The sequence below is a fragment of the Phyllobacterium sp. 01N428 genome (genome assembly GCF_056399405.1).
The window spans coordinates 1381960-1395462 of sequence record NZ_JBFTRH010000001.1 but is presented as its reverse complement, the minus strand read 5'-3'; the positions used below and the strand labels follow the sequence as shown (position 1 = coordinate 1395462).

Here is a 13503-nt window from a genome sequence, read left to right as displayed (position 1 = left end):
CGGAGTTTTCGATTCACCCGTGCGGGCCGCAAGCCGCGCAAACAAGCCGAGCGCCGTCCAGGCCGCGAGACTTGCGGCCGTTGCACCCATCAGCATCAGTTCGCCGTCGCCGAGCTGCCCGCGAATATCGAGTTCCACCGCGATCTTGACGCCTGCAGCACCGCCGAAAGCGAGCCCGCAGACAATCCCGACGATAAAGCGGATCGCCGCTTCGCTCTTGTCCTTCGGCAACATGTAGGCAAGCGAAACAGCCGATCCTGCCACGGCGCCGACCGCTTTCGCCGCGAGTATCCAGGCGGCGTCCGACCAATGTGTCATCGTCAATCTCCTGAAGTTTTCTGCGTGTAGCCGACAGCCTCGCGCTTCTCCTCATCGCTGAGGAACGGCGCCGCGGCGATGCGCTGCCAGAGGGCGTCGCGCTCCTGCGCCAATCCGTCGACGCGGTCGAGATCAGGTTCGAGCCTGAATTTGCCGCCATAGGCGGGCCTGAGCCAATTGCTGAAAGCCTTTGCCGTTCGCACCGCCAGCGGGATAACGCTGAGGCGATAGAAAGCGCGATTGGCTTCCGCATAATTGGCGTAGGTGTTGTCGCCCGGAATGCCCAGCAACATCGGCGGGATGCCGAAGGCGAGCGCTATGTCGCGGCTTGCCGTATTCTTGGCGGCGACAAAGTCCATGTCGCGCGGTGACAGACCCATCGATTTCCAGTCGAGCCCGCCCTCAAGCAGGAGCGGACGCCCCGCCTTGGCGGCGCCCGTATAACCTTCTTCAAGCTCGGCCTTCAGCCGGTCGAACTGCTCTTCGCTAAGGTGGCTCGTTTCGCCGGGCGCATAGACGAGAGCGCCTGACGGGCACGCCGAGTTGTCCAGCAGCGCCTTGTTCCAGGTCGCTGAAGCATTGTGGATGTCGAGCGCCATCGACGCCGCTTCGAGCGGCGCAAAGCCGTAATGATCGTCAAGCGGGTGAAACAGCTTCAAATGCAGGCTGCGGCCTTCGCCGAGCGGCACCGTCCGTTTCTGCATGCCGGCACCATAGGTGAGCGCGGTCGGCCAGCCGCGATCGTCCGCGACGATACGCACGCGGTCGGGTCTGAGAAGATAGAGTTCACTTGCGCCGCTGCCGCTCTCCACCCGCTCCACATAGGCATTGCCCGACAGAAGGAGGTGACCATAGAGCTCTTCGAAAAAGCTCGAGCCATCCATCCCGCGATGCGGATCGGCGAGAAGCTGGAGGGCGGGGTGGCGGCTGTCTTCAGCATCTCCTTCATAGAGCAGCCAGGGGATCGAACTTGCAGCTTCGGCGAGATGGCGTACGCAGCGATAGACGACAGCGTTGCGCATGAAGCCTTGCCGCGACAGCCCGCAATAGCCGCTCTGCGACCAACGCGCTTCGCGCTCGAGCTGCAGTGCCACCAGGCCCGGCGCGGATTTACGCTGGAGTTGCGGGTTCTCGTTCGCGGCGCCCCGGCGCCACGGCCATTGAATTGCCATTTGACTATTGCTCTCCGTCTGACGGATGGAATTGACCCAGTCGCCGTTAGGCCACGACGCGGACGCGCGGACTGCCGTCGCGGCGACGGAACAGATCGCCCAGCGCCCAGACCAGGGCGTCCACACGATCGGGCGAACGGCCGCTCGATAGACCGGAGGCGGTGAAATCGCACATCTCGTCCTCCAATTGCCGGAACCGCCCGGCGTGACGCACCCTGCCCTGTTCGTAGAGCGCGGCGATCGGTTCGGCGCGCAAAGCCTTGCCGCGATTGGCCCGTACGGAACGCACCGGCACCGCCGCATCCTCGGCGGCGATAACCGCCGCGACCATATCGCCACCCTGATTGACCTCGGCGATGATGAGGTCCGCTTCAAGGCGGTGAAAGAGTGCAATTGCCCGCCTCGCCCACTCGTGCGGCTTGGCCGGCGCAAGACTGGCATCGGCCAGTACCCAGGCGATGCCGGCGCCATCGAAGCCTGCGGCGACGATCCCGCATGCGTCCGACTTCTTGTTGGCGCTTGCCGGCGGATCGATAGCCACAACGATGCGCTTCAGGTCTGGCACATCAGGACAATAGATCTTCTCCAGCAATGGGCGCGACCACAGGGCGTCGGGGTTGTCCTCGATCAGTTCGCCATCGAGTTCCTGTCGGCCGAGACGCGTTCCTCCATAGAGTTCGCTGACATGGTCGATAAACCCGGGAGCGAGGTTCGCCGCATTCTCTTCGGTTCGCATGCGCCAGACCGGAATTGCCGGATCGGCGATCATGGCTTTCAGGAGCGGCAACGGACGCGGCGTCGTCGTAATAACCTGACGCGGCTTCGTGCCGAGCCGCAGTCCGAATTGCAGCATGTCCCAGGTCTCCTGCAGATTGCGCCATTTCGCCAGTTCATCGCACCAGGCGGCGTCGAATTGCGGGCCGCGCAGGCTGTCCGGATCCTCCGAGGAGAACATCGAGGCCGTCGCGCCATTAGCCCAGAGAAGCCGGCGGCGGCTCGCTTCGAAGCGCGGACGCTCGGTGCGGGACACTGCCATGATGCCCGAAGGTCCGTCGATCATGATTTCGCGCACGTCGGCAAGCGTTTCGCCGACAAGTGCGATATTGCTGGATTTGACCGCGGAAAAGGGAGGAAGTGCGTGAACCATGCCGTTTACCCATTCCGCGCCCATCCGCGTCTTGCCGGAGCCGCGCCCGCCAAATATCAGCCAAGCGCGCCATTCACCGCGTGGCGGCTGTTGTGCATTGCGCCCCTGGATCATCCATTCCCGGACCGCCGCTCTCGACTCCCGTTCGTTCAAATTGGATCTGGACCAATTCTCTTGCCCGCATTTCCGCAAGTTCATCGATCCTCTCGTCAATGCGCGTCAGGACGTCGCGCAATTCGTCCGTGCTGAGGCCGCCAACGGCTTCGAGCCTTACGGCCGCAAATCGTTCCTGGAGATCGCCCACCTTTTCGATGGTGCGGGTAAGCAACGCCAGCGTGTCGAGTTTGGTCTTGCTGAGGCTGTCGTCCTCAAGCGCAGACAGCGCTTCCACCTCTTTTTGCAAGAGGTTCATGATCTTCTCGGCGAGCCGCAATTGCCGGCTCTTTTGTTCGACCCCTCCGCCGGACAACCCGTGGCGCTTCAGGGCCCGCAGGAACTGCGCTTCGTCCTCCCCGAACAACGGTGCGATCTCGGCTGATGAAATGCCATAGTCACGGCAGAGCGCAACTGCGCTCCGCCGCCGCATGACGGACGAGGAAGAGGCCATGAATGTCCTGAGAGGATGCGCTTTGCGAACCGTCAACGATCGCAGGGCGGTGCTGCCCTGCGAAGCACTGAAGTCACATTTCCGACGATGACCAGAACCTACAGGACGACCGTTACGCAGTCAAGGACTATTTTCCTATATATGAATTTTTTCTCTCTAGGCCGCTTTGTGCCAACCCAGAGCCAGCATACCAGCGCCGATCATCAGCGACCCGCCTGAGCGATTGACGATGCGCTGCACCTTGGGTTTGCGGATCGTGTGGCGGGCCATGGATGCCATCAGCGCATATGTGCCGGCGTTCAGCGTTGCCAAAAGCAGGAACGTCGTCTCGAAGATGACCATCTGGCCGAGTACGGGACGCGACAGGTCGAGGAACTGCGGCAGGAACGCAACGAAGAAGATGATGCTCTTCGGGTTGAGAGCGGTGACGACATAGGCATGAAGGAAGACCGGCAGCGCCTTCTCCTCCTTGACCGCCGCATCGCCGCCACCAGGATTGGAAACAGGCGCTCGCCAGAGCTTGATGCCGAGATAAATCAGATAGGCTGCGCCCACCCATTTGAGGACGGTGAAGATCGTTGCGGAGGCGGCAAGCAGGGCGCCAAGGCCGAGCATTGAAGCTGTCATCGCGGTAAAATCGCCAAGCGCGACGCCGGCAACCGTTGCCACGGCAAAGCGGCGGCCATGGCCGAGTGCGTAAGAGATGACAAGAAGGATGGTGGGACCGGGAATGGCCAGGAGAATTGCAGATGCCGCAACGAATGCGAGCCAATGTTCAATCGACATGCGTACCATCCTCGAGTGAAAAATGGCATCAATCCACCGGTGGCTACCAATTGCAAGCGCAATTTGCAGGCTTGCGCTTCGGCAACACTCCTCGATCAAATCAACTTGCGCGGCTCGTCGCGTCTTGTGGCCTTAGTCATAAAAGCGGTATTCTTTAGTCTAAGAAGCCACCATATAATCTCTGCAAAACAGCCGTCCTAAGAAGCTGTTAAATGTAATCCGCTACACCATGTCCAATCAGGGTGGACGTGCCAAGCGTAGGGCAGGCAAGAACTCATGGAAGAGCCCAGGCCAGGCAAAGAACGGAAGCGATTCAAGGTCTCGCCGCTGCTGGGCCTTGACGCCTGGATCGATTCAACCCTTTACGAATTGCGTTTTCGCCTCGTCGAGTTCTGGGAAGATACGACGATTTTCTTTCGCCGGTTCCATGTCACCGGCTGGCGTCGCGTCATCATCGAATTGCTGGGCGAAGGCTTTACCTGGGGCACCGCGGGGTCGGTCGTCATGCTGACGCTTGCCATTCCCGCCTTTCACGAAACCGAGAAAAACTGGCGCACGCGCGACGACTTTGCGGTGACGTTTCTCGACCGCTATGGCAATGAGATCGGCCAGCGCGGTATTCTCCATCGCAGCGCCGTTCCTATCGATGAATTGCCGGATCACGTGATCAAAGCGGTCCTTGCCACCGAGGACCGGCGTTTCTTCGATCATTTCGGCATTGATTTCCTCGGCCTGTCGCGCGCCATGACGGAAAACCTGCGCGCCAATTCCGTGGTGCAGGGCGGCTCGACGATCACCCAGCAGCTTGCCAAGAACCTTTTCCTGACCAACGAACGCAGCCTCGACCGCAAGATCAAGGAAGCCTTCCTTGCCCTTTGGCTCGAATCGAACCTCACCAAGAAGGAAATCCTCCAGACCTATTTGGACCGGGCCTATATGGGCGGCGGCACCTTCGGCATCGCGGCCGCGTCGCAGTTCTACTTCGGCAAGAGCATCAAGGACGTCAATCTTGCAGAAGCCGCGATGCTGGCCGGCCTCTTCAAGGCGCCCGCCAAATATGCACCGCACGTAAACCTGCCGGCCGCCCGCGCTCGCGCCAATGTCGTGCTGACGAACCTTGTCCAGGGTGGGCTGATGACCGAAGGCCAGGTGGTCGGCGCCCGCCGCAACCCGGCGACCGTCGTCGATCGCGGCCGGTCCGAAAGTCCGGACTATTTCCTCGACTGGACTTTCGACGAAGTCCGCAAGGTCGCCCAGAAGTTGCCGACACATACGCTCGTCGTGCGGACGACGATCGATATGGGCATCCAGAAGGCGGCCGAAGAGTCAGCCGAATATCACCTTCGCCAGTACGGCAAGGAATATAACGTTACGCAAGCGGCCATCGTCGTTCTTGAAAACAATGGTGCTGTGCGGGCAATCGTCGGCGGACGCGACTACGGCGAAAGCCAGTTCAACCGCGCGACGGCGGCCCAGCGTCAGGCGGGCTCGTCGTTCAAGCCCTATGTCTATGCCGCCGCGATGGAAAAGGGCATGACACCGAAGACGCTTGTGTCCGGCGGCGCCGTTTCCTGGGGCAACTGGTCGCCGCAGAATTATTCGCGGCAATATCTCGGCAAGATCGACCTGACGACGGCGCTGGTCAAATCCATCAATACGGTGCCCGTCCGGCTTGCCAAAGATTATCTGACCACCGCGCCCATCGTTGCGCTCGCCAAGGCAATGGGGGTCGAATCGCCGATCAGTTCGCACAAGACCATGGTCCTCGGCACATCCGGCATGACGGTGCTCGACCAGGCGACCGGCTACAATGTCTTTGCCACCGGCGGTATTGCCGGGATGCGGCACCCCTTTACGCAAATCCTCAGCCAGAATGGCGACGTGCTTTGGGACTGGAAGAAGGATGGCGAGAAACCGCACCGCGTTCTTTCTGAGACAGCCAACAACAATATGAACATCATGCTGGCTCAGGTGCCGGAATGGGGCACCGGTCGGCGTGCGGCGCTATCCATGACGCGCGTCGCCGGCAAGACTGGAACGACGCAGAGCTATCGAGACGCCTGGTTCGTCGGATTCACCGGCAACTACACCGCTGCCGTATGGTTCGGGAACGATAATTTCACGCCGACCAAGGAACTCACGGGCGGCATCCTTCCTGCAATGACCTGGCAGCGCTTCATGAACTACGCGCATCAGAACATCGAACTCAAGGCCATACCAGGAATCGACCCGACCATGCCGAAACAAGAAAAGGTCGCCGAGGCCAAGCAAAAGGCTGCCGACGACGACGCCGATGCCCTGACTGCCATCGAACGGCCGCGCGTCCTTTCCGGGGCGACCGCTACGGCCGTGCGCGAGATCGGACAGGCTCTGAAAGCCGCCCCGCAATTGAAACTGCCTGTCCCGCCCGAAAAGGTCTCGGTGCTTTGATTGCGTCCCCGAGCACGCCCGTGTAGTCATCGTCTTCATGCTTCGCAATGTTCTCCTTGCCCTCCTTGCGCTTGTGATTGCCGTCGGCGGCGGAACGCTGAGCGCATGGTATGCGGTGAGCCGATTCGACGGCTTCGGTTCGCTCGCCATCGGACAATGGACGGCGCATCCCGACGCGGGCACGCCCCTCTCCGATCCTTATGCGAAAGCGCGCGCGGCCCGCGAAGGCGCCTTTCCGCTCGGCGGCACCGAGGGCCTCGTCTTCTACGCCTATAGCGACAACGAGGGCAAAACGCTGGATCGGCGCTGCACGTACAAGGTGGAAGGAAATACGCCCAACACCCGTTTCTGGACGCTTTATGCCGCAGACCGCGCGCTGACCTCGCTCGAGCCCGGCAAGGACAAACTCCCCGCGCTGCACTCCCGGCAGATATTTCGCAATGATGATGGCGGTTTCAGCATCAGCGTCTCGCCGACGGCGCAGCCGGGCAATTGGCTGGCCACAAGCGGCGGCGGACGCATGGTGCTCGTCATGACGCTCTATGACACTCCGATTGCGGGTAATTCCGGTCTGGTCAATATGGCATTCCCGACGGTTACGAGGATCGGGTGCGATGGCTAGGTTTCTTCGTGCAATCCTGTTTGGCCTTGTCGGTGCCGGCCTCATCCATCTCGTGGTGGTGCTGCTGGTGCCCTATTACTCCGACCGCAACAGCTGGTCCCGGGTCGCCGCTTACGGTGACGATTGGCAGTTCCATCGCGTCACCCGCGACGGCGCGCCGGGGATGGTTCCCCTCGCCTTCGATCCGCTGTTCCAGGCATCCGTCTGCCGCTTCGACATCACGGATCTGCCCGCGCACATTACCGGCCTTGGAACGACCCCCTACTGGTCGATTTCAGTCTACAACCGGCAAGGTGAAAACCTTTATTCGATCAATGACCGCACGGCGATCGCCGACCAACTGGACCTTGTTGTGGCAACGCCCCTGCAAATGATCGAGCTCAACAAGACCAAGCCTGAGTCCGCCGAGAATTCAGTCCTGATCGAAGCCGATATGGATGAGGGTTTTGTGGTCGTGCGCAGTTTCGTACCGGACGCCTCGTGGCAGAGCCAGGTAACGGCGTTCCTTGACAGTGCGGCCTGCACGCCGCTGCTTTAGGACGGTTGTGCCGACTACCCCGGCTGGGGCACCCGATCAAGGAACCTGCGATTTGGTTTCGGTTTGGCGCGCTTTGGCGGCTCAGGCGCATAGCGTTCGTAGCGCACGCCCGGAAAGATGGTGATTTCGGCTTGGTGATGCCGATTTATCTCTGCGCTAGGCCGGCGCTTGCTGGTGGTGCTGCCTGGAAATGCGATGACAAATCCCATGACTTCATCCGTATCGGTCTCTGGTTGATCTCCCTGGATACTCCGATGCCTACGCGCGCATGAACTGCGCCATAATTTCATTAGACATGCCGATGGTTAACGGCTTGCTAACGCTTGGCGGCTAATTTTAGCCATTGTTTAACCGCGTTGTGTTCCGAGTGGAGTGTGTTCGTGAAGTATCCTGAGTTTCGGGCGCTTGAAGACCGCAACGGCGGCAGCAAGGCTGACGATCTCCTTACCGCATCGATTACCGCTTTCTGCTGTGTCGCAAGGCCAGCACGGAGCGACGCACAGCAACTCGAAGACCTTGCCGTTCCCCTGCTCGCCCTCGCCTCGCCGCGCGTCCGTCGCCATGCGGCCGCTGCCCTGTCGGAAATTCCGCACGCACCGAAGCGCCTGATCCTCGCACTTGCCGAGGACGACATCGATATCTCGGCATCGCTATTGCTGCGCTCGCCGCTGCTCACGCCAAAGGACCTCATCGACATCATAACCCACAAGGGGATCTCGCACGCCCGGGTCATAGCCCGCCGGCGATCGGATGATCCGCAACTTCTGAATGTCCTGCGCAGCTTCAAGGATACGGCCATAGACAACGCGCTCGAGATCAAATCTCATTTCGACCTCGGGGACGATGCGCCGATTGCTGATGCAGCGACCGCGCCGGAATCGCCCCGGCTTCGCGAAACCCGCGAAGCGCTGAAGGCTCTAATGCGCGATGCTGCCTTGTCCGATGAAGGCACGCTCGCCAACCACCTTGTCGATGCGGCACTGCTTGACGAGACGATGTCGTTCGAACGGGAGTTGGCCATCGCGCTTAACCTTGATGTCGAGACGGCACGAAAAATCATAGGCCACGGATTGAATGCCGAATTGACCATTGCCCTGGCGTCGCTTGGCCTTTCAGCGGAAGCGGCACATCTGGTCCTTACCGGGCTCTTCGGCCTGGTGCACAAGGATCTGCGATCCCTGCGCCTGTTTATCCAGTCTTATCGCCAGATCGACCGCGACAAGGCGCAGGCGACCGTCGATCGCTGGAAAACCGCTGAAAACTCGGAAAAGCTGCGGCAAAAACTGCGCGAGATGGCCGAGGATTACGAAGACGGCAGACGCCGGGTGTCTTAGAGCGGTTCTATCAAGCGCTCTACCCCAGATTACTCGGGAGCAATCGGGAAGAGTCCGGCGCGATCGTCGCGGTAGTCCTCAATCTCGACGACCCAAAGATCACGGTCCCAGCGCTTCTGCTTTTCTAGGTCGGCATCGGCTGTGGTCTCTTCCACACCTTGCCTGACGGCGGAAAACAATCGCTCCTGCGGCTTCGTTTCGTCATAGGCCATTTGCGGCGCCGGACCGAAGAGGTCATAGGTTCCGTCGGCATTGCGGAACTTGATGAAGATCGCTCCCGCCTCGGCAGCGCCCTTGTTGGAGAGCGCCGCGAACGCACCGCTATTATTGACGCGGCGCACGAGCGCCGAAACCCAGAACTCTGATGTAAGACGCATTTTTAGGCTCCAATCAGTTGATCAGGCCGATTTCCTGCATCTTGGCAAGGAGTTTCGTATCAGGCTCTCCCGTCACCGGAAGTCGGAACAGTTTCTGAAACTCGCTTACGGCAGCCTTTGTCGACGCGCCGACCCTGCCGTCGATCTCCACCATATCGTTGCCGAAAGCACGCAGGCCCGCCTGCACGCGAACGATCTCGGCGGGGGAAAGGCCGCCGGCTGCGCTGCTCGCGGCGACATCCTGCGCGGGATTTGTCGATATTTTCTGGACGGTCGCTTCTTCGGTCTGGGCCGGTTTTTTAGCCGGAACCGCAATGCTCGCCGTCGTCTCGCTGGGCTTATCGACGGTTGCCTCGGTATCGATGCCGATTTCGGCGGCCGCCTTGCGATAGGCTTCAATGGCCGCCCGGGTGCCCTTGCCGGAAATGCCATCAACCGTGCCGGTGTAGAGCCCAAGCGCCAGCAGCTTTTGCTGCAGCTTGGCAACCTCGGGATCGCCGCCGGGCGCCAATACGGGATCGCCATTAATGGCGGCGGCAATCGGATCCTGGCTCTGGGGAACCGGAACCGACGTCACCTTGCGGATGGGTGCATCCATTGGCTGATTGTCTGAGTTATCGGAAGCCTTGCCGAGCGGGTTCGCTTGCTGCTTGATCGGCTTGAAAACGAGCTCCGGCCTTGTGCGGAAGAACACGCCATCATGCACGTGCGGCTGATACCAGAGCGCATTGGCAGAGATGAAGCCGAGCGTCACCAGGAAGGCGGTCGTGCCGCCGGCGATAGCCGGATTGCTCGCCACCAACCCGCCGGCGGCCAGCAGAACCATCGTTACCCGTCCGCGCTTCGGGGCGCGCCGCTTCTTAGGCCGATTTACGGGTTTCGGCATGGGAACCTCCCCTCATATCGCTATCAATCCTGAACTCGACCACGTTTGCCGCCTCATCCTCGATATGATCTTCCATTTGCGGTCCTTCGAGCGGGATGCGCACGTCGACGACAGTGCCCTCGCCCGGAGTGCTCTTTATGTTGAGGCTGCCGCCGTGCAGGCCGACGAGGCCCTTGACGGTCGCAAGACCGAGACCGGTGCCTTCGTGTTTGCGCGTGTAATCGTTCTGAACTTGCCGGAAGGGCTGACCCAGCGTCTTCAGGTCAGCTTCCAGAATGCCAATCCCCGTGTCGCTGATGGAGAAAGCCAGCATTTCGTCTTCGATAAGCGCATCAATCGTAACCACGCCGCCGCTCTCGGTGAACTTGACAGCATTCGACACGAGATTGATCAGCACCTGATTGATGGCACGCCGGTCGGCAACCACAGTCCCGACCCGCGGGCTGACACGGTCGCACAAAGTCACGCCCTTCTGCGCGGCCTGGTGCGCCATCATGTCATGGACCATCGTCACGGCATCCTTGAAGGCGAAACGCTCGGTGACAATGGGATAGGTCCCGGCTTCGATCTTCGAAACGTCGAGGATGGCATTCACAACCGAAAGGAGATGTGTTCCCGAACGGTGCACCAGTTCGACATATTCGCGCTGGCGCGAATCTGGCAGCTTGCCGCAGATTTCCTGCAGCAGCAGGTCCGAGAAGCCGATGATCGAATTCAGCGGCGTGCGCAATTCGTGGCTGACCGAAGAAAGAAACCGGCTCTTGGCGATTTCAGCGGTTTCAACCTCGCGGCGCGCATGGGCAAGTGCGTTCCTGTCGGCAACGGCCTGGGCGATATCCGTGGCAACCACGAGGAAACCCGTGCCTTCGCTGTGCGGAACCGCGCGCAGATGGTGCGTGGCAAAGCGGATAGTGTGCGCATGCTTCGACGTTTCGCCGGCTGCGACGCTGCGCAGCTTCACATCGGCGGTGGCGACGGGCGCGCCTCCCTTTAGATCCGCGAGGAAATTCGCGTACTGCACGCGGTCCGAAACGTGCACCCTCTCCATCAAAGCTGTGCCGATGAGCAGGTTGCGCGCAATGCCGAACTGTTCTTGCGCCCGGGGCGAAAGGCACTCGATCGTTCCATCCGTCGCAAGCCTGATCACCACACCTTCGATGACGCTTTCGAGATCGGCGATGCGATCGTCGCGGCGTGCCGACCGTGCGTGGCGGGAAAGCGCATTGCATGTCCGGGCCAGCAGGATGCCCATATAGCCAAGCGATGCGAGAAGGACGGGAGCAGAAAGGGTCACCAAACCGCCGCTCTCGAATGCCACAATCGAAAGGACAGCAACGACCGCTGCCGCAGTGCAGCCGGCCACTCCCAGCGCAGTCCTGGATTTATGGACGAACCATGTCTCGAGCGGGATCGCTGCCGTCATCAGCCACAAAAGCAGGCTGGCCGATCCTGCGCTGACGCTGATGGCGGCAATCGCCGCGCCATAAGCAATTAGCGCAGCTGTGCCGACTGTCGCGCTCTTTCGCGAAATCGACAGCGCGCCGCAGAAAATCATCGGCAATGCCAGAACCCCGACGACGAGGCTCACGATGACTGCGATATCATTCGTCAAAGGGTGAGTTGTCAGCATGGCTACCGCCAGCAGCAACGGCATCGTGAACATGCTGCCGGCGATGCGTGCGTCGCGTGCTCGTTCCGCCGCGTCCACGACGGATGCATTTACCCAGCGCTTGCAGAGACGTTCATAGGTCTCGACAATACTGGATCGAATGACGGAATGAATCGGCACCAGCTTTTTCCTGCTTTCCGCACGTTCCGGCCTAAGCCGGATGAAATGCGGTCATTTTCCGAATGTCGCTTGCAACATTCTTGTCGGCGTTAACTTTTGCAGACGAGGCTTTAAGGAAAGGATAAAGCGGGGCACACCCCGGCCGGTTGTGGCCCGTTTCGAGCGATTGTGGCGGGCATGGTAAATGAAGGGTTGCCCTTGGCCGTCGCGCTTCCTTTCGAATCGTAAGCATGCAGTTCCGCTTCGAAGAATTCTTAATCCTTCGTTTCTATGATCGCTCAAATTCGGAGGTTTGCCGCAACGAGTTCTTGCCGGTTGTGTGGCAGGCTTATCCCATAAAACGCCACCACTAGGGATCGGGCAAAGGAAAAGGAATGGGTTTCCTGATCAGATTTGCGATCAAGTTCTGCTTCTGGATGATGCTGGTGTCGCTGTTCATTCCGCCGGCGAAGGACGAGCACGGCGCAAACCAGCCTGGTCCGCTCGAAGCTTTCACAGCCGCACGGGAAGCCATTGTCGACCTTGGCGATTTTTGCAACCGCAAGCCGCAAGCCTGCGAGACGGGTAAGGCCGCCTTCGCCAATGCCGGCGAACGCGCCGGCGACGTTGCCAAGGCAGGTTACGACTATTTCGACACACAACTCGGCAAGGACGTGCCCCGGCCGGACGCCGCGGTCGCCGCAGCTCATGGCGACGCAAAGCCCGCCGCAACCGCCGATGCCATCAAGGCGAAATTGCGCGAACTCGCACTGCGCGAATTGATCGAAGCCGCTGACCGCCAGAGCGAAGCGTCAACCAGTGTCGACAAGAAGGCGCAGACCGGTACAGTCGTCCGAGACTAGCCGGCGTGGCGAGGCTAACGTTTCATCCATCGGACGATACCGGAGCCCGATGGATTTTAGGGCAAATTCACCCTACCCTCCCAAGATTCCGGCTGGCGCACAACCACCTTCCGCGTGGATTGTCTCGCCATCCGAGAAGCAGAACTGTTTTTATCTAGGCAAGACGTGCTCTAATCCCGTGACGTTTGCCGCTAGGTTGCCTATATGTGCCTTGAAAGGATCCAAGGCATGGCACAGACAATCGACGACATTATTGCTGATTTCGATTTTCTCGATGATTGGGAAGATCGCTATCGCTATGTCATCGATCTCGGGCGTGACTTGAAGCCCTATCCCGACTCCGCCCGCGATGCTGCCCACAAGGTGAGAGGATGCGTCAGCCAGGTTTGGCTGAAAAGCTCCCTGAATGGCGACGTGGATCCTGTCATTGATTTTCTCGGCGATTCAGATGCGCATATCGTTCGCGGCCTCGTCGCAATCATGATGGTGCTCTATTCGGGCAAACGCGCATCGGAGATCATGGCGATCGATCCCGACGCCATCCTGAAAAAGCTTGGGCTCGACGAGCATCTCACGCCGCAGCGGTCGAATGGCCTGCGCGCCATGATCGGCCGGATCCGCAGCGAAGCGCAGGCTGCCCTCGCCACAGCGTAAT

General features: G+C 60.3%; 13 protein-coding genes and 1 pseudogene. 6 read left to right on the top strand and 8 right to left on the bottom strand.

Annotated features, from left to right (window positions below; genetic code table 11):
- Window positions 1-21: 21 nt before the first annotated feature.
- From AC1DNI_RS06810 to AC1DNI_RS06790, 5 genes and pseudogenes are all read right to left on the bottom strand, one after another.
- Window positions 22-318, bottom strand: a pseudogene (locus AC1DNI_RS06810) (DUF6107 family protein); the annotation flags it as partial.
- 2 nt (window positions 319-320) lie between these two features.
- Window positions 321-1490, bottom strand: a complete 1170-nt coding sequence (locus AC1DNI_RS06805) for a phage portal protein (RefSeq protein WP_477691283.1) — start codon at window positions 1488-1490, stop codon at window positions 321-323.
- Window positions 1491-1536: 46 nt separating this feature from the next.
- On the bottom strand, window positions 1537-2751 hold the full coding sequence (locus AC1DNI_RS06800; protein ID WP_477691282.1) for a DNA-packaging protein: 1215 nt from the start codon (window positions 2749-2751) through the stop codon (window positions 1537-1539).
- A complete protein-coding gene (locus tag AC1DNI_RS06795) occupies window positions 2711-3244 on the bottom strand; it encodes a hypothetical protein (protein ID WP_477691281.1) in 534 nt (177 codons plus the stop codon). Before AC1DNI_RS06795 ends, AC1DNI_RS06800 begins: the two co-directional genes overlap by 41 nt.
- A gap of 156 nt (window positions 3245-3400) precedes the next feature.
- Complete coding sequence (locus tag AC1DNI_RS06790) at window positions 3401-4030, bottom strand: LysE family translocator (RefSeq protein WP_113282028.1); 630 nt, start codon at window positions 4028-4030, stop codon at window positions 3401-3403.
- Between the two features lie 276 nt (window positions 4031-4306).
- Here AC1DNI_RS06790 and AC1DNI_RS06785 point away from each other — a divergent pair, with 276 nt between their 5' ends.
- From AC1DNI_RS06785 to AC1DNI_RS06770, 4 genes are all read left to right on the top strand, one after another.
- Window positions 4307-6460, top strand: coding sequence for a transglycosylase domain-containing protein (locus AC1DNI_RS06785; protein WP_091919280.1), 2154 nt, complete (start codon window positions 4307-4309; stop codon window positions 6458-6460).
- A 37-nt stretch (window positions 6461-6497) separates the two neighbouring features.
- Window positions 6498-7082 (top strand): DUF1214 domain-containing protein, encoded by a 585-nt coding sequence (locus AC1DNI_RS06780; protein ID WP_027229964.1) that lies wholly within the window; start codon window positions 6498-6500, stop codon window positions 7080-7082.
- Entirely contained in the window at window positions 7075-7620 is a 546-nt protein-coding gene (locus AC1DNI_RS06775; RefSeq protein ID WP_477691280.1) for a DUF1254 domain-containing protein, read from the top strand. The genes AC1DNI_RS06780 and AC1DNI_RS06775 overlap by 8 nt, the downstream gene beginning before the upstream one ends.
- A 380-nt stretch (window positions 7621-8000) precedes the next feature.
- Window positions 8001-8954: a DUF2336 domain-containing protein gene (locus tag AC1DNI_RS06770; RefSeq protein WP_477691279.1), complete on the top strand. Its 954-nt coding sequence runs from the start codon at window positions 8001-8003 to the stop codon at window positions 8952-8954.
- Between the two features lie 29 nt (window positions 8955-8983).
- Here the strand turns inward: AC1DNI_RS06770 and AC1DNI_RS06765 are convergent, their stop codons facing one another.
- Genes AC1DNI_RS06765 through AC1DNI_RS06755 form a run of 3 tightly spaced genes read right to left on the bottom strand, consistent with a single transcriptional unit; the run spans window position 8984 to window position 12006 of the window.
- Complete coding sequence (locus tag AC1DNI_RS06765; protein WP_477691278.1) at window positions 8984-9331, bottom strand: DUF1491 family protein; 348 nt, start codon at window positions 9329-9331, stop codon at window positions 8984-8986.
- A gap of 13 nt (window positions 9332-9344) precedes the next feature.
- Window positions 9345-10217: a peptidoglycan-binding domain-containing protein gene (locus AC1DNI_RS06760; RefSeq protein ID WP_477691277.1), complete on the bottom strand. Its 873-nt coding sequence runs from the start codon at window positions 10215-10217 to the stop codon at window positions 9345-9347.
- Complete coding sequence (locus tag AC1DNI_RS06755; RefSeq protein WP_477691276.1) at window positions 10192-12006, bottom strand: sensor histidine kinase; 1815 nt, start codon at window positions 12004-12006, stop codon at window positions 10192-10194. The genes AC1DNI_RS06760 and AC1DNI_RS06755 overlap by 26 nt, the downstream gene beginning before the upstream one ends.
- Before the next feature lie 374 nt (window positions 12007-12380).
- Between AC1DNI_RS06755 and AC1DNI_RS06750 the strand changes: the two genes are divergently transcribed.
- Both AC1DNI_RS06750 and AC1DNI_RS06745 read left to right on the top strand, forming a co-directional pair.
- Window positions 12381-12848, top strand: coding sequence for a DUF5330 domain-containing protein (locus AC1DNI_RS06750; protein ID WP_477691275.1), 468 nt, complete (start codon window positions 12381-12383; stop codon window positions 12846-12848).
- Between the two features lie 228 nt (window positions 12849-13076).
- Window positions 13077-13502, top strand: a complete 426-nt coding sequence (locus tag AC1DNI_RS06745; protein ID WP_027229972.1) for a SufE family protein — start codon at window positions 13077-13079, stop codon at window positions 13500-13502.
- Window position 13503: the final 1 nt, after the last annotated feature.